Consider the following 17,531-nt stretch of genomic DNA (forward strand, 5'->3'; position numbering starts at 1 on the left):
GGAATGTTGCTGTCCGTTTCTATAATAAATTTATTCATAAAGTTTGAATTTATTCGGAGTCTGAATCGAATAGTTCTGTCAGTGATTTCACAATATTTTCGGCGATAGGATTGATGTTATTTCTGATCCATTGGGCATCCTCAAAATTGTCATGATATGCAAGCTTTATTAATACAGCGGGGGATGACGTCCGTTTCAACTCTGTATAAATTGTAGTCGGTATCGTTGCGATAAGTTTGCGTACAGGGTAAATTTCTCTAAGATTTTCACCGATGATGCCAGCAGCTTTGCGCCCGGAGGTACTTGTGGCCTGATAATAAACGTCCGGACCGCGCAGTACCCCCTGCAGGTCTTCGGGAGCGGAATTTGACCGAAGTGCAATATGCAGATCAAAATTTCCGCTATTGGACTGTTGAATGATTTGAGCCAATGTATTTCCCGGATTGCACCGTTGAAACTCGATGCCATTTTCCCGAAGATAAGGAACCATTGCATCTACGATCAGATTCATGTAGTACTCTTCGTCTCCGTCAATAATATATGAATGATTGTCCTGAACTGTAGGACTTAAGTAAATTTTAGGCACGCAAAACTACCTCCTCCTTTAGCATCGACTGACAGGTGAAACGAGTTTTGGGCAGCGAATTTGCTGGATACATTGTCAGCCGATGCTACAGTTTATGATGGTGTGGTATGTCTGGTGAATCGGAGGAAGTTAAAAGGAAACGGATTTGCGGAGCATGGCTCGGAACGAAGGATCCTGTATTTGATTAGAAGCAAGAAGAGGTTTCCTGTGATAGGTGAAATTACAATTTTGAATATAACGGATAAAGACTTTCATGGCATTGGAGAGATACGCATGCTTACGCCAGAAGACACAAATCTCTGCTGCGATTGGTTCGGCCAACGGACGACAACAAATATCGCTGTCATTTTCAAAGACCTCCTGAAAGATGATGGTTGCAGCATTTTTACTTTTGATCATGTAACGGATGGTTGAGACCTGATTCGATTGCATTATGATACTCAGTGGTAAATCCTCAAAGCTGCTTTTTATGGCATAATAATGAAAAGAACCTTTTGGAAGAATTACAAAAGGAGTGTGCTCGAGCATGGACTTTTCGATCACAGTTTCTTTTGATAAGGGACTTTCAGGACTGAAGGCAGCAGTTAGCTCAGTGATAAAAATAGATTTTGAATCGCAGAGAGACAGAGAGTGGTGACTTTGCACCCCAATCAGAAGATCCAGTTTCGCTTCATCTACCATCTTCAGCCCATCGAGTGTAGGTATCTCAAGAAGTTCTAAGTGAATTCCTGGATGCTGCAATTCGAAACCCGGAATGATATCACCCAATAAGAAGGTTCCTAAGATTGGCGGTACGCCAAGACGAAGCGTAACGTTAGGCTTCTTTTTCAGATCCAGCGCCATCTTTTCAAAGTTATCGACGGACGAGAGAAATTCCCGTACCTTAAGGAAAAAAACGCGACCATCTGTTGTAAGAACCAGCTGATTGTTGACTTTCTCAAAAAGTTGAAATCCAAATTCTTTTTCAAGTTCCTTAATTGCTGCTGTTATTGTAGGCTGCGCCACAAAGATTTCTTCAGATGCTTTTGTGATGCTCATATGCTGACAAGTCTTTTCAAAGTATCGCAAATGGTTGATGTTCATGATGAATACCTCCAGATCTCATATTGAGATAACTCTTTCTGGTACCCAGCATTTAAAGAAGTGCTGATTCCTTTCAGCCGCACCGTAGAACGGTGCATGTCTTCTATTGAATCAAAATTCCTCCTCTGACAGTTTTCCCAACTCTTTCGACCCTATATTCTATCCCATAATACCAAAAAACTATCATAAGATGCGTCAAAGTGCAAGAAAATGTTTAATAATTAACAATCTTTTTACCTAAAAATTTCCTATTGGGCAATCAATTTTTTTAATTTTACAGTGAATTACTGCCATGATAAGGTTAAACCGCCGGAGAAAAAAAGTGTAAAAATGCATGAGGAGATTCACATCCGGAACAAACAATTCAAGAAAGGAATATAGACCATGATGACAAATTGCAATGAATATGTAGCGTATGACGAGTATGTGGCGCATTTGGTCAGCAAGGGAAGAGCTGCACAAAAAATCGCGGAAGGCTTTGACCAAGAGAAAGTTGATCGGCTCACGGAAGCTGTAGCCTATGCGCTTACCGTACCTGAGGTTGCCTTAAAGTTTGGTGAAAAACTTGTCGAGGAATCAGGCATGGGAATTGCGAAAGACAAGCAAGCCAAAATGTTTAGTAAAGTAAAGGGTTCTTATGCACAGATGAAGGGACAAATCTCAGTTGGACTGATTGAGAAGGACGAAGCAACCGGAATCGAAAAATATGCAAAACCCATCGGAGTAATTGGTGCGATCATCCCCATTACCAACGGTGAGGCAACACCTGTTGTAAAGTCATTGATGGCGCTGAAGACAAGAAACGCCGTTATACTGGCACCTCATCCAAAGGCGAAGAACGTCAATTGGGAGATTGCTCAGATGATCAGAGGCGTTCTGAAAGCCTTTGATGCTCCGGAAGACCTGGTTCAGGCAGTGGACCCCGATTACGTATCGGTTGAGTGCTCTCAGCAGATCATGGCTCAGGTGGACTTTATTCTTGCCACCGGAGGAACTCCTATGGTAAGACAGGCGTACTCCTCGGGAAATCCCGCCATTGGAGTAGGCACCGGGAATGTTGTTTCTATCGTAGACGGTACCACGGATATGGATGCGGTGGCTGATATGATTGTCCGGTCAAAGTCATTTGACAACGCTACTTCCTGTTCTACGGAAAACAATATCATTGTATTTGAAGACGCCTATAATGACTTTGTAAAAGCGATGGCACAAAAAGGCGGTTATGTGATTAAAGAGGGTACGGCAGAAAAGCAGCAGCTTGTAAAGACACTCTGGCCTGAAACACCGAAAAATCATGACTTGAACCGTCAGATTGTTGCCCAGTCCGCAGAACGAATTGCGGAGATCGCACAGATTCCTGTTCCCGCAGGAACAAAGATTATCATGGTTGAAGAAAACGCTGGATACGGAAACAATTTCCCGCTTACCGGCGAAAAGCTTTCACCCGTAGCTGAATTGAGAAAATGTAAAGATTTTGATGATGCCGTTACCCAGGTCGAACAGATTCTTGAGTATCAAGGTAAAGGTCATAGTATTGGAATCCATACCAATATTGATGAGCGCGTCACCGCTTTGGGGGAGAGAATTCCGGTGTGCAAAGTTTGTGTCAATTTGCCCCAAAGTCTTTCAAATTCCGGTTCGTGGACTTGCGGTTTTCCGATGTCAATGACCCTTGGCTGCGGAACCTGGGGACACAACAGCATTTCCCATAACGCAACATGGAAGGATTTGCTCAACTTTACATACGTGGCACGCCCCATTCCATCATGGCAGCCCAAAGATGAAGAATTGTTCAGTAAAGAAATCGTCGATGCCCTGAAATAAGCCCCATAATACTGCTTTTTTCAGGCATGCTATGCCCAACTTGCCCAGCTTTGTATCACAGGAGTCTCCTGTGATGGCTCCCTTCCCAATTCAGATCCAACATACGTCTAACCATAATAAAAATAATGAAGGAGAATATTATGAAAAAGGAAGATGAACAGAAAGATGTGAAAAAAGCTGATGCCAGCACACCTGAAGCGGTGCTGGAAGCCAAGCTTGAACAGCTGAGGAAGGCGCAGGAAATTTATTCACATTATACTCAGGAACAGGTGGACAAAATCTTTTTCGCCGCAGCCATGGCTGCAAACCAGGCCCGTATCCCCCTTGCAAAGATGGCAGTTGAAGAATCGGGAATGGGCTTAGTGGAAGATAAAATCATCAAGAATCATTATGCAGCAGAGTACGTCTATAACTCATTTAAAGACACAAAAACCTGCGGTGTGGTGGATTATGATCCCGGATTCGGAATTTCCACTGTTCTGGTACCGGTTGGTGTAATCGGTGCGGTTATCCCCACAACCAACCCTACCTCCACTGCGATTTTTAAATCACTCATTGCTTTGAAGACTCGAAATGCACTAATTATTTCACCCCATCCAAGGGCAAAGAAATGCACTGTGGAAGCAGCCCGAATCGTACTGGAAGCAGCTGTGAAAGCAGGCGCTCCGGAAGGGATCATTGCATGGGTTGATGAACCATCCATCGAGTTCACAAATACCATCATGAAGTCTGTTGATCTGATTCTTGCAACCGGCGGTCCCGCAATGGTTCGTTCCGCTTACAGCTCCGGAAAACCGGCGGTAGGAGTAGGAAATGGAAACTGCCCTGTTATCTTTGATGAAAGCTGCAATATTAAGATGGCAGTGAGTTCCGTAATCCAATCCAAGAGCTTTGACAACGGAACCATCTGTGCGTCTGAGCAGGCAGTTATCGTGTCTGATAAGATCTACAACGAAGTTAAAGAAGAATTCAAGTTCAGAGGAGCCTATTTCCTTTCTCCAGAGGAAATTGAACGGGTTCGTCCGATCATTCTCAGAAACGGTACGGTAAACGTTCAGATCGTAGGCCAGAGCCCGCAGAAGATTGGAGAATTAGTAGATATTAAAGTCCCTGAGAACGCAAAAATTATGATTGGTGAGGTCACATCCACAGAGCTTGACGAGCCCTTCGCTCATGAAAAGTTATCGACTATACTCACCATGTATAAATCCACCAGCTTTGACGATGCCCTTGCAAAAGCAAAGAAACTTGCTCATGACGGAGGTATCGGACATACGGCAGTTCTTTATGTGGACGCAACAAACCAAAGGGACAAGATTACGAAGTTCAGCGATACCATCAACACGGCGAGACAGCTGATCAATACGCCGTCCTCACAGGGCGCCATCGGAGATCTATATAACTTCAAGCTGCCGCCTTCATTGACATTGGGATGCGGAACCTGGGGCGGAAACTCTGTATCAGAGAACGTTGGTGTAAAGCATCTGCTCAATAAAAAGACAATTGCGGAAAGAAGGGAAAATATGCTGTGGTTCAGAGCGCCGGAAAAGGTTTACTTTAAAAAAGGCAGTCTTGGGGTGGCGTTAAAGGAGCTGAAGGCTGTGATGGGTAAGAAGAAGGCATTTATCGTAACAGATGGCTTCCTTTACAGCAATGGTTATACCAAGGCTGTTACCGATCTGCTGGACGAGATGGAAATTCGTCATACAACGTTCTTTGATGTTGCTCCTGATCCGACGCTTTCCTGTGCTGTAGCAGGAGCCAAGGCCATGGCAGAATTCAAACCGGATGTTATCATCGCCCTCGGAGGCGGTTCTGCAATGGACGCCGGAAAAATCATGTGGACGCTGTATGAACATCCGGAAATTGACTTCCTGGATCTGGCTATGCGTTTTATGGACATCAGAAAAAGGGTTTATACCTTTCCTAAAATGGGGGAAAAGGCATACTTCATTGCTATTCCCACCTCGGCAGGTACCGGCAGTGAAGTGACACCCTTTGCGGTTATTACGGATGAAAACACCGGACAGAAATATCCTCTGGCGGATTACGAGCTGATGCCTGATATGGCAGTCATCGATGCCGACCTAATGATGACCATGCCCAAGGGCCTTACCGCAGCTTCCGGTATTGACGCGCTGACCCATGCGCTTGAGGCTTACGCATCCATGCTGGCCACTCCTTTCACCGACGGACTGGCACTGCAGGCTGTGAAGAAGATCTTTGATTACCTGCCAGCCTCTTATATAGAAGGTGCCGCCAATCCGGTGGCCAGAGAAGAAATGGCCCATGCATCCTCCATGGCAGGTATGGCCTTTGCCAACGCCTTCCTGGGCATTTGCCACTCCCTGGCGCACAAACTTGGCGCTCACCATCACTTGCCTCACGGTGTTGCCAACGCACTGCTGATCACTGAGGTTATGAAGTTCAATGCGGTGGATATCCCCAAGAGAATGGGTACCTTCCCGCAGTATCAATATCCGAAAACCCTTCAGCGTTATGGCGAGATCGCTTCCTTTATCGGGATAACCGGCAAAAACGATCAGGAAAAGCTTGATAAGCTGATTGCCAAAATTGAAGAGCTGAAGGATGTGCTGAACATTCCAAAGACCATTCAGGCTGCCGGTGTAAAGGAATCAGATTTCCTTGCATCACTGGATCAGATGACGGAACAGGCGTTTGATGATCAGTGTACAGGTGCTAACCCCAGATATCCGTTGATGGAAGAGATGAAGCAGATCTATTTGAAGGTTTATTATGGCAAATAGCCGCATCAAGGAGTAGCAAACAATGAAATATGAAGTAAAATCACCAATGCCTGCCACCGTGCTTGAAGTTCTGGTAACAACAGGAGAAAAGGTAAGCGAAAAAACCATTGTGGCCACATTGGAATCGATGAAAATGGAAATGCCCATTTTTGCGGATGTGGATGGAACAGTAACCTCCATATCGGCGTCGCCGAATACCACGGTGCCCAAAGGTGGAGTATTGGTCATAATCGAATAATTTTCAGCGTGGATGAATGCCCCTGGCATTCATCCGCTGTTTGAGTGCTTGGAGAGGTATCATCATGATAAAAAGATTACTGATTGCAAACCGGGGTGAAATCGTAGACAGAATTATGCGTACCTGTGAACGGCTGGGAATCGAAACAGTGGCTGTATATTCCGAAGCGGATCGGGATGCACCTTATTTGGGAAAAGCGACCTTGTCCTACTGTATCGGCCCTGAGCGGCCTACGGAAAGCTATCTGAATATTAACGCCCTGATGGAGGCGGTAAAAGACTCACGGGCAGATGCTGTTCATCCAGGCTATGGATTTCTCTCGGAATCAGCAGCGTTTGCAGAAGCTGTCACCCAAGCTGGTGTGAAATGGATTGGTCCTGGTCCAGGCATCCTGCAAAGTATTGAATCGAAGTGTTTTTGCAGATGGCTGGCCCAGGAACTGGATATCCCCGTCACTCCAGGAACGCTGAAACCTGTGACAACGGTAAAAGAAATAATAATGGCAGCGGAGAGGGTAGGGCTTCCGGTGCTTCTAAAGCTGGATAAAGGCGGCGGGGGAAAAGGAATTGAAATTTTAGAGAATGTCTCTGATTCCGGAAGTGTCACGGCGGTGCTGGATCGGATGAGAAGGATTGGAGAAAAGGCTTTTGCCTGTGGGGATGTCTATGTGGAAAAGGTGATTCCTGCTCCTAGGCATATTGAAGTCCAGTTTCTGGCAGATGAAGTTGGCAACGTGATCTGCCTCGGTGAACGGGAGTGTTCCATCCAGAGGCGTTATCAAAAAATCATTGAAGAATCCCCTTCCAGTATTGTCTCAGAGCCGGAAAGAAACAGCCTTTATGAACAGACGGGAAAGCTGGTCAGAGACATGGGATATGTGGGCGCAGGCACCATCGAATATCTGAGAGGTCAGGACGGAAGGTTCTATTTTATGGAGGTCAATGCCCGGCTTCAGGTAGAACACCCTGTGACGGAATTTGTGACAGGGCTTGATTTGATTGAACAGCAGATCAAGATTGCAAACGGAGAGCCTCTTGATTTGCAGCAAAGCGATATCAAATTGTTCGGTCATGCTATTGAATGCCGTATTTATGCGGAGGATTCAGAGACCTTTTTACCTTGCCCTGGGACAATAAGCCGGTTACTTTTTCCGGAAACAAGTTGGGGGAGTGTTAGGGTCGATCATGCCATCAAGCAGGGGTTCAATGTCTCACCCTACTACGATCCCATGCTTGCCAAGGTCATCGCTTGGGGCAAGGACCGTGATGCCGCAGTCTACAACATCACCCAGGCATTGAAAACATTCATCATCGAGGGAGTGGAAAACACCATCGATGCCAGTCTCTCTATTCTTGAGAGCGAAGGCTTTCAGACAGGGGATTTCAATACATCTTATTTAGCAGAACGGAAATTAAACGAAAGAATAACCGATTTACCAGCTTGATTTGCATGCGAATTGAATCGGTATTTCCTAAGCGTGAAAGGAGAATATCAGTGAACATTATCGTTTGTGTCAAGCCGGTGCCTGACCCGGATAAATACAATCTGCTGACCATCGACCCGCAAACCAAAAGACTTGTACGGGAAGGAATTCCTACCGTGATCAATCCCTCCGATAAAAATGCATTGGAGGAAGCACTTCGGCTAAAGGATCTTTATGGTGCAAAAGTATCGGTCATCAGCATGACGCCGCTTTTCAGCGTGGATAAAATTAAACAGTGCCTTGCCATGGGAGCAGATGAGGGATTTGTGATCAGCGACCGTGCCTTCGGTGGTGCCGATACCTTCTCCACCTCATATACCCTGATGAAGGCCATTGAAGAGATCGGGACGCCTGATCTGATTCTGGCGGGAAATGAGAGTGCAGACGGCGCAACCTCCCATGTGCCGGTACAGCTTGCGGAGTGGATGTCTCTGCCCCACATCACCAATGTAACCGTAACAGAAGCTTTTGAGACAAAGCTTCACGTTCGCAAGAAGACTGAGGAGGGCAGTGTGGACTACGAGATTGATCTGCCTGCTGTCATTGCTGTGGAAAGAAACAGCAATCAGCCGAGGATGATTACCGCCAAGGGTATGGTTTCCGCAAGAAGTAAACCTATCCGGGTTTTTGCAAAGGATGATCTGGATGTTGATGAATCTCTGATTGGTCTTTGCGGCTCGCCGACACAGCCTGGAGAACTTATTGTTCCGAATTTAAAGCGAGCGTCCCAGGAACTTAAGGGAGAGCCTGAGGAGATCGCAGCTCAAATTATTACCTTGATCAAGAAATCCGGCGTTGCGGTAGCCGTATAAGCAGGAGGATACATAATGAAGATAAAAAGAATATTGGTTTACGGCGAATTGGAAAAGGAAAGGCTTCATCCTGTCTCGCTGGAACTGCTGTCCAAGGCGAAGGAGATCTTCCCGGAAAGCGATGTGCAGTTTGGCATCGTCGTATTGGGATCGGGGATTGGCAGCGCTGTTGCCGAAGCGCGAAAAAGCGGAGTGGACCTGGTTTACCATCTGGACGATGATCGTCTTTCCGTTTTTCACCCGGAGTATTTTGCAGCAGCATTGATTCAGGCAGTAAAAGCATTCGATCCGGATCTGCTTCTCATGGGAGCGACTTATGGGGGAGAGGAGCTGGCCCCGGCTCTTGGAATTCGCTTGAAAACGGGAGTTGCTGCCCATTGTACCGACATTCGGCTGACAAAGGATGGAAAGCTTGCTCAGCTGGTACCTGCTTTTGGCGGGAAGGTAATAGGAGAAATTTTTACCCCAAATACCAGACCCCAGATTGCAAGCATTAAGCCGGGGATGTTTCTCGCGTCTCCTCAGGAGGACAAAAATGCCTCCCTTAGTACTCTGGATGGAAGTCTTTTGAACAGTGTTCCCAATCGGATCAGGGTCAAGGGTGTTAATCGAAAGGAATTGTCCTCTCTTCCAGTTGAGAAGGCCGAGGTCGTGGTATGCGGTGGGTATGGGATCGGAAGTATGGAGCATTGGAGTTCGCTGGAAAAGCTCGCTGAAAAATTGGGCGGAGCCGTGGCATGCACCCGGCCTGCCATTGACGCAGGCTGGGTCAGAGATGAAAGCAGCATGATCGGCACCAGCGGAAAATCCATTCGTCCCAAGGTTTATATCGGCGTCGGGATTTCCGGTGCGACACATCATATCTGCGGAATGAAAGATGCCGGCTTGATTGTAAGCATCAACAGTGACCCCAATGCCGAATGCTTTACTGTGTCGGATTTTAAAGTGACGGGCGATGGAAATATGATCGTCCGAAATCTTCTGGAAGCTCTGGGGTAACGTTTGGATTCAGTACGGTAAGATTGATTGAAGCATATAACACAGTCTGCAAAGGCAAAGACCTGAGCAGATGATACAGAAGGAGAATATTGCTATGAATAAGCTGGATGGTCTTTTCGAGAAAAAACATGAAATTGCCCTCGGCGGCGGTCAGAAGCGTATTGATGCGCAGCACGCAAGGAACAAGCTGACGGCGAGAGAACGTATGGAAATTTTATTTGATAAAGGGAGCTTTCGCGAACTCGACGTTTTTGTGTCTCACAGGTGTCATAATTTTGGCATGGAGGAGAACCACGCCCCCGGAGATGGAGTCGTTACAGGATTTGGGCGTATTGAAGGGAGACCAGTCTATGCTTTCGCTCAGGATTTTACCGTTCTTGGAGGGTCGCTGGGGGAAGCCCACGCAGATAAGATCGTGAAAGTCCAGCAGATGGCATTACGGATGGGCGCCCCTCTTGTAGGAATCTATGATTCCGGAGGGGCGAGGATTCAGGAGGGTGTAAATTCCCTGGATGGTTTTGCAAAGATCTTTTACCAGAACACCATATCTTCCGGAGTCATCCCGCAGATCTCTGTTATCATGGGGCCCTGCGCTGGAGGGGCTGTCTATTCACCTGCGATTACAGACTTTATCTTCATGGTGGATCAGACCAGTCAGATGTTCATCACCGGCCCCCTTGTAATCAAGGCTGTAACTGGGGAAGATATCTCCTCTGAAGCACTGGGGGGTGCGAAGACGCATAATACCGTCAGCGGCGTCGCTCAGTTCATCGGAAAAAATGACAAGGAAACGTTACTGGAGGTACGGGAACTACTCGGCTATCTTCCCTCCAGCAACAGAGAACCGGTACCGTGTCTAGAAATCACAGATGCACCTGACAGACTGGTTGAATGGTTTAACGGGTTTATTCCGGATGATCCAAAGAAACCCTATGACATTTATGAAATTATAAAAGGATTGGCGGATCATGGTGAATATTATGATGTAATGCCGCTCTTTGCAAAAAATATGGCCACATGTTTTATCCGAATCAATGGAAAGACGGTAGGCGTTATTGCCAACCAACCGCTCTTCATGGCAGGTTGTCTTGATATTAATTCTTCGGATAAGGCAGCCCGATTTATACGGTTCTGCGATGCATTTCGGATACCTCTGTTGACACTTGTGGATGTTCCGGGGTTTTTGCCCGGCGTGGAGCAGGAGACGGGAGGAATCATCCGCCACGGAGCGAAAATGCTCTTTGCTTATTGCGAAGCAACGGTGCCAAAAGTAACCATGGTTCTCCGAAAAGCTTATGGCGGTGCTTACATTGCCATGTGCAGCAGGGGCCTTGGCAGCGACATCAATTTCGCATGGCCTACGGCGCAAATCGCTGTAATGGGCGCAGAGGGAGCGGCTGATATTGTATTCACAAAGGAAATTAACAGTTCTGCTGCTCCCGAGGAAAAGAGGAAAGAAAAGATTGCAGAATACGAAGAGAAGTTCAATAATCCCTACTGTGCCGCAGAACGTGGATACGTTGAGGATATCATCGAGCCTGCTACAGCAAGACAGAAGGTCCTGGAGGCTTTCGAAATGCTTCGGACGAAGACACAGGAACTGCCGGAGAAACGGCATGGAAACATACCACTGTAGATTGGAAGTATGAACCGGAGGATTCCTTCCCTACAGTCACCCTGGACGACAGGCTGACAGGAGAGGATTCATAGATAGATTTTTCCCACAAAACCAAAAGCCGTGCGGTTGTAAAACTGCACGGCTTTTGGTTTTTGTAATAAACTTCTTGGCTTCAAAAAACAAAAACCGTGCGGTTATCAGTCCGCACGATTTTTGACAGGTTAGAATGATGAATCTGAGCAATGGTAAATTGCTCAATCTGGCTTGCTTTTATTTATTCTGGAAGACAGCGCCTCTTTTCTCCAGGAATGCGCTCATTCCTTCGGTTCTGTCTGCAGAGCAGAAGGTGCTGACAGCGGCTTCTGCCTCAAGGGCAATCCCTGACTTGATATCCAGATTCAACCCGGTGGTGATGGCAGTTTTTGCCATCTTCACGCCGATGGGTGATTTACTCATAATCAGACGAGCAAATTTCTCGCTTTCGGCAAGGAGCTCTTCCGCAGGAAATACCTTTTGAACGAGACCAATCCGGTAGGCTTCTTGAGCATCGATCATTTCGGCGCTGAAGATCAGATACTTCGCTGTTCCTTCACCTACCAGGCGTGAAAGCCTCTGGGTGCCTCCGAAAAAGGGGAAAATACCTAAATTGACCTCTGGTTGACCGAATTTTGCCTTGTCCGACGCAAAACGGATATCCGCAGCCATGGACAGTTCATTGCCCCCGCCCAGTGCAAAGCCATTTACAGCGGCAATTACCGGTTTTTCGATGTTTTCTATGTATTCCATGACACCCTGTGCCTTGTGAGCCCAATCTCGCAGCTCAGATGCGGTTTTGTCCTTCATATAAGCAATATCGGCGCCAGCTACAAAGGCCCTGCCTGTGCCTGTCAGTATGACCGCTCTGATTTCCTCTGCGTTCTTAATGGTTATAAAGGCGTCAAGCAGTTCGTCAAATACGTCTACATTCAGCGCATTCAGGGCTTCGGGCCTATTAATCGTCACAGTGGCAAGGCCTTCTTCCACTTTGTATATAATATTTTTATAATCTGCCATTTTAGTTTACCTCCTATTTCTTTTCGCCTGAGTCCCAGAGCTCTTGATAGAGCTCCTGAATTTGAGCATTGCTGGGCGTCCTTCTCGTGTTTCCGGGGCTTCCGCTGTCCAGGGCATCCGAAGCCATTTTCGGAATCTGCTTTATAAATTCTTCTTTTTTTACGCCGAATTCCTGCAATGTCTGGATATCAAGCTTATGAAGCAGCTCAATAATGGCGTTTACAAAGGCATCGGCGCCTTCTTCTTCGCTCATTCCTTCGCTGTAAACTCCGATCGCCTTGGCCAGATCGCATAATCTGTCTGTTGCACCGGGCTTCAGGAATCTGAGGCAGACCTCAAGGAGCATGGCGTTGGAGAGGCCGTGGGGGACATGGAAGAGCGCTCCGATGGGGCGGCTCATTCCGTGGACGATGGTCACAGAGGCGTTGCTGAAAGCGATGCCGCCTTCCATGGCCGCAATGGCCATTTCTCGCCTGGCTTCCACATTGGTGCCGTTGGTATAGACCTCATAGATATTCTTGAAGATCTTCTTTACGGCGGATAAGGCGAACATATCTGCCATAGGGAAGGCTTTCAGCGAGGTGTAGGCTTCGACTGCATGGGTCAGTGCATCAACTCCGGTAGCTGCAGTTATTGCAGGGGGAACCGTAAGCGTGAATACCGGATCGATGACGGCAATCTTTGCCATGAGCTTGGGATCACTCAAGAGCATTTTTACGCCAGTATCCGTATTTGTGATAATGGATACCTTCGTGGCTTCGGAGCCGGTTCCTGCGGTGGTGGGAATTGCCACGGTAGGGGGAAGGTCCTTTTCGATGACCTTTCCCTTGTACTGAGTAATGCTGCCTCCGTTGGATACAACCGCTCCGATGGCTTTCATTGAGTCCAGAGGACTGCCACCACCGATACCGATCAGAAAGTCGAATCCACCCTGCTGAAAGATTCTTACGCCTTCATCAATCATCGTATGAGTTGGTTCGCTGTTGATGCCGGAGTAAATTCTGTATAAAATATCATACTTTTCCAATTCATCGGTAAGCTTTTTTACGTTTCCAAATTTGACCATAGTATCATCGGTTACGATCAGAGCCCTTTTACCAAATGCCCTGATATGTGGCATGCTGAGCTGGATTGCATTTTCTCCGGTGATAATGTACTGTGGAACGAAGAATAGATTTGCCATATTAGTTTCCTCTCTTTCTGATTTTTTGCATTCTTATGAATCACTTTGCAGGGAGGCATTATCTTTCAAGCCCATAATGGAGTCTCGAAAAATTTTTTCATCCATCAATTTCGGTGTTCCCACCATTTTGGGGGTAAAATCCATCAGATCAAGGATCTGTTTCTGTAGATCGATTCCAGGAGCGATTTCGATGAGATAGATTCCGTCATTACGAAGTTCGAAAACCGCTCGCTCAGTGATATACATGACCTGCTGACCAAGTCTTGATGCAAGATCTCCGCTGAAGGTGATTTGCTCAACCATGCTGAGGAATTTCTTTTCCGTGCCTTCCTTGAGAATCTTAAGTTTTCCGTCCTCCACTGCGGTTTCCAAACCGGAGGCGGTAAATGTTCCGCAGAAAAAGACTCTCTTTGAGCTCTGAGTGATATTGATGAACCCTCCGCAACCGGAAAGCCTCGGTCCGAATTTACTGACATTGATATTGCCAAACTGATCTGTCTGGGCCAGGCCTAAGAATGCCAGATCGATGCCGCCGCCGTCGTAAAAGTCAAACTGCTCGTGGTGAGCCAGGATACATTCAGGATTTACAGATGCACCGAACCGGGCGCCGCCTGCCGGAATACCTCCGATGGGACCTGCTTCAACGGTGAGGGTCATATAGTCCCCGATCCCTTCTTCATTTGCTACAGCTGCTATGAATTCAGGAATACCGATTCCCAGATTGACAACGGTATTTTCTGTCAGCTCCATGGCACCTCTGCGTCCGATGATTTTCTTCGCGGAAAGGGGAGGCGCAGAGATACTGGTCACTGGCACTCGAATTTCACCCGTAAGTGATGGATCGAATTGGCAGCCGTAGGTTTGTTCGTGATCCTTTGGGTCAGCAACGATAAGGGCATCGATATAGATCCTCGGGATTTTCACAAGACGAGGATCCAGTGTTCCTTCCTTGACGATTTTTTCAACTTGAACGAATACCTTGCCCCCGCTGTTTTTTGCAGCTTGAGCCAAAGCGGTGACCTCATTGAGGCCCACTTCCCGCTCCAGAGTAACATTGCCTGCTTCATCTGCATAGGAGCCTCTCAGAAAGGCCACATGGATGGGAAATGCCTTATAGAGAAGTTTTTCCTGCCCCAGAATGTTAACTACTTCAACGATGTCTTCCTTTGTGATATCGTTGAGCTTTCCTCCGCCTTTGCGTGGATCGACATAGGTCTCTAGCCCTACGTGGGTGATGGTGCCGAGCTTCTTGCCGGCAATGTCTCTGCAAAGTTGAGAGAGTGTGCCCTGGGGCAGGTTATAGCCCTCGATTTCGTTGTTCAGAATGCATTTTCCAAGGGCCGGGGCAGTGTTGTAATGCCCCGCTATGACCCGCTTGATCATCCCTTTATGCGCAAGATGGTCTCCGCCGTGTCCATCTCTGTTTCCGGCAGAACCGGCGTAAAAATATGTAAGATCTCGGGGGGTACCGCTGTTCAGCCATCTTTGTTCCAAAGCGGCAATTAATGCTTCGGGAATTCCGCTGCTGACGAAACCCCCGTGTGCTACTGTATCACCGTCTCTGATTTGCGCTGCAGCTTCCTCCGCTGTGATGATTTTCATGTGTTTCATGGTCTTCCTCCCTGTTTGTTCGAAATAAGCTTCATTTATTAGCTACAATCAGGAACCGTATTTTTTCAGCGTATCTCCGGCAATAATGATCCGTTGAATTTCACTTGTTCCTCCGGAGGAAATGGAAGTGATGGCATCTCTCAAGAATCTACCGGTGGGATATTCGTTGATTACTCCATATGCTCCCATGAGTTCGATGGTACGCTTTGCTGCTCTTGAAGCTGCTTCCGTTCCAAAGTGCTTGGCCATGCCGAATTCAGTTGTGGTAGGAACCCCTTCATCTTTCAGACAGGCTGCCCGGTACAGAAGTAAATTGGCTGCTTCGTAATCCAACCTGTTTTCCGCGATATGAAATTGAATCGCCTGGAGCTTGGAGATAGGCTTTCCATACAGGATTCTGTCGTTTGCGAATTTCACACTCTCTTCAAGGCAGCCGCGGAGGATTCCCACGCAGATAGCCGTCATGCTGGCTCTACCCACTTCGCCTATGACTTTCAGCGCAGCGGCATTGCCGTTTCCCACGGTTCCAATGAGGTTTTCTTCCGGAACAACGGCGCCAGAGAGGATCAGTTCTCCCGTTACAGAGCCTCTAAGTCCCAGCTTATGTTCTTTTCTGCCAGGAGCAAAACCTTCTGTTCCCTTTTCGACGAGGATTGCTGAAAAAATGCCTCTTCCTTTGTCATCAACGCCTGTCTTGGCTGTGAGAATGGTATAATCTGCCACATGAGAATTGGTAATAAAGCATTTTCGGCCATTGAGATGCCATTTTCCATCTTTTAATACTGCTTCTGTTTTTTGGCCGGCCACATCAGAACCTCCTCCCGGTTCTGTCGTTGCAAGACCTCCGATTTTTTCCCCGCTACATAAAAGAGGAAGGTATTTTTTCTTCTGCTCTTCTGTACCATAATCAAGAATTGCGGAAATACCCAGCTGATGTGTAAACACAAACATTGCTACTCCTGGGGAATGACGGGCGATGGATTCTAGTGCCATGACTCTTTCCACATGGCCCAGCCCAGAGCCGCCATACTCTTCAGGGACATAGATCCCCAAAATACCCAACTCACCAATCTTGGGAAACAGTTCTACCGGACAATAGTCTTCTTCGTCCCATTTAGCCGCATTTGGCGCAATTTCCTGTTTGACAAAATCGTCAAAGGCTTCTTTTAATAATCGTTGTTCTTCTGTAAAATGAAAATTCATGCAAACACCTCCAAAATTAATTGTTAAAATATTGTCCAACAATTTCACTTTATCACGTTCGTTATTTACTGGATAATCAGAAAAACTGATTCCCCCATAGAAAAACTTATCTTGCAGAGTTTCAACGCTCAGGCATAAAATAATACCGGAAATCAGCCGGCGGTAATTGCTCGCTTCGAAATCGTATCGTTTTGAAAGGAAGAGATAAGAATGACAAAAGAATGGCAAAATCAATTTAACGGAAGCGGGGATTATATTGTTTCCCCTGAATTGAAAGACGCAGTGAATATTTCTATCGCCCTGCAGAAACCTTTGCTGATCAAAGGGGAGCCGGGAACGGGCAAGACAATGCTGGCGGAAGCGATTGCCTCTGCTCTGGATAAGGAATTGATCATCTGGAATATAAAATCAACGACCAAAGCGCAGGACGGGCTTTACCTATACGATACAGTCCAGAGGCTCTATGACAGCCAATTCGGCGACGGTGACGTAAGAGATATTCACAGATACATAAAGCTTGGGAAGCTGGGAGAAGCGTTTTTGGCAGACGAACAGAGCGTATTGCTAATCGATGAGATCGATAAAGCAGATCTGGAATTTCCAAACGATCTTTTATGGGAACTGGACAGAATGGAATTCTATATCAATGAGACGAAAGAAACGATTCGGGCAAAACACCGCCCCATTGTAATCATCACCTCCAATGCAGAAAAAGAACTGCCGGATGCTTTTTTGAGAAGATGTATCTTTCATTATATAGAGTTTCCAGGCCCAGAAAAGATGACTGAGATCGTGGACGTTCATTTTCCTGATCTGTGTAAAAAAATTCTCGATCAGGCACTGGAAGCATTTTATCGTCTGAGAGAAATGAATGATCTGCAGAAGAAACCGGGGACCTCCGAGCTTCTGGATTGGATGCAGGCATTGACGCTTTCGGGAATCCCTGTAGTGAAGATCAAAGAACTGCCTTTTCTTGGCGTTTTGCTTAAGAAGAATCAGGACATGGACACCTTTGCCGAGATTGAGGAGAAGGGATACACTGCAAAGCGTTGGATCTAAAAATTAGAAGC

14 protein-coding genes are annotated in these 17,531 nt (G+C 46.8%); 8 read left to right on the forward strand and 6 right to left on the reverse strand.

The annotated features are described in order from the left end of the window. Positions 1 to 49: 49 nt before the first annotated feature. On the reverse strand, positions 50 to 586 hold the full coding sequence (locus FRZ06_02170; protein ID QOX62244.1) for an N-acetylmuramoyl-L-alanine amidase: 537 nt from the start codon (positions 584 to 586) through the stop codon (positions 50 to 52). A gap of 129 nt (positions 587 to 715) precedes the next feature. Then, positions 716 to 1,669 (reverse strand): LysR family transcriptional regulator, encoded by a 954-nt coding sequence (locus tag FRZ06_02175; GenBank protein QOX62245.1) that lies wholly within the window; start codon positions 1,667 to 1,669, stop codon positions 716 to 718. 384 nt (positions 1,670 to 2,053) lie between these two features. Between FRZ06_02175 and FRZ06_02180 the strand changes: the two genes are divergently transcribed. The 7 genes from FRZ06_02180 (at position 2,054) to FRZ06_02210 (ending at position 11,429) form a co-directional block, all read left to right on the forward strand. After that, positions 2,054 to 3,493, forward strand: coding sequence for an aldehyde dehydrogenase family protein (locus FRZ06_02180; GenBank protein ID QOX62246.1), 1,440 nt, complete (start codon positions 2,054 to 2,056; stop codon positions 3,491 to 3,493). A 140-nt stretch (positions 3,494 to 3,633) separates the two neighbouring features. Beyond that, positions 3,634 to 6,261 (forward strand): bifunctional acetaldehyde-CoA/alcohol dehydrogenase, encoded by a 2,628-nt coding sequence (gene adhE / locus FRZ06_02185; GenBank protein ID QOX62247.1) that lies wholly within the window; start codon positions 3,634 to 3,636, stop codon positions 6,259 to 6,261. Between the two features lie 22 nt (positions 6,262 to 6,283). Then, a complete protein-coding gene (locus FRZ06_02190) occupies positions 6,284 to 6,499 on the forward strand; it encodes an acetyl-CoA carboxylase biotin carboxyl carrier protein subunit (GenBank protein QOX62248.1) in 216 nt (71 codons plus the stop codon). A gap of 64 nt (positions 6,500 to 6,563) precedes the next feature. Then, on the forward strand, positions 6,564 to 7,943 hold the full coding sequence (locus tag FRZ06_02195; protein ID QOX62249.1) for an ATP-grasp domain-containing protein: 1,380 nt from the start codon (positions 6,564 to 6,566) through the stop codon (positions 7,941 to 7,943). Between the two features lie 5 nt (positions 7,944 to 7,948). Further along, positions 7,949 to 8,794: an electron transfer flavoprotein subunit beta/FixA family protein gene (locus FRZ06_02200; GenBank protein ID QOX62250.1), complete on the forward strand. Its 846-nt coding sequence runs from the start codon at positions 7,949 to 7,951 to the stop codon at positions 8,792 to 8,794. Between the two features lie 15 nt (positions 8,795 to 8,809). Then, positions 8,810 to 9,793, forward strand: coding sequence for an electron transfer flavoprotein subunit alpha/FixB family protein (locus FRZ06_02205; GenBank protein ID QOX62251.1), 984 nt, complete (start codon positions 8,810 to 8,812; stop codon positions 9,791 to 9,793). 94 nt (positions 9,794 to 9,887) lie between these two features. Continuing rightward, positions 9,888 to 11,429, forward strand: coding sequence for a methylmalonyl-CoA carboxyltransferase (locus FRZ06_02210; GenBank protein ID QOX62252.1), 1,542 nt, complete (start codon positions 9,888 to 9,890; stop codon positions 11,427 to 11,429). 252 nt (positions 11,430 to 11,681) lie between these two features. Here the strand turns inward: FRZ06_02210 and FRZ06_02215 are convergent, their stop codons facing one another. Genes FRZ06_02215 through FRZ06_02230 form a run of 4 tightly spaced genes read right to left on the reverse strand, consistent with a single transcriptional unit; the run spans position 11,682 to position 16,461 of the window. Then, the gene (locus FRZ06_02215) at positions 11,682 to 12,464 is read right to left on the reverse strand and encodes a crotonase (protein ID QOX62253.1); all 783 of its coding nucleotides are present in this window, start codon (positions 12,462 to 12,464) and stop codon (positions 11,682 to 11,684) included. 13 nt (positions 12,465 to 12,477) lie between these two features. Next, positions 12,478 to 13,647 (reverse strand): iron-containing alcohol dehydrogenase, encoded by a 1,170-nt coding sequence (locus FRZ06_02220; protein ID QOX62254.1) that lies wholly within the window; start codon positions 13,645 to 13,647, stop codon positions 12,478 to 12,480. A 33-nt stretch (positions 13,648 to 13,680) separates the two neighbouring features. Next, on the reverse strand, positions 13,681 to 15,258 hold the full coding sequence (locus tag FRZ06_02225; GenBank protein ID QOX62255.1) for a 3-oxoacid CoA-transferase: 1,578 nt from the start codon (positions 15,256 to 15,258) through the stop codon (positions 13,681 to 13,683). 48 nt (positions 15,259 to 15,306) lie between these two features. Then, positions 15,307 to 16,461, reverse strand: a complete 1,155-nt coding sequence (locus tag FRZ06_02230) for an acyl-CoA dehydrogenase (protein QOX62256.1) — start codon at positions 16,459 to 16,461, stop codon at positions 15,307 to 15,309. Between the two features lie 210 nt (positions 16,462 to 16,671). Between FRZ06_02230 and FRZ06_02235 the strand changes: the two genes are divergently transcribed. Further along, positions 16,672 to 17,520, forward strand: a complete 849-nt coding sequence (locus FRZ06_02235; protein QOX62257.1) for a MoxR family ATPase — start codon at positions 16,672 to 16,674, stop codon at positions 17,518 to 17,520. The last annotated feature ends 11 nt before the right edge of the window (positions 17,521 to 17,531 follow it).

This window comes from Clostridiales bacterium (assembly GCA_015243575.1).
Taxonomy (GTDB): domain Bacteria; phylum Bacillota; class Clostridia; order Peptostreptococcales; family Anaerovoracaceae; genus Anoxybacterium; species Anoxybacterium hadale.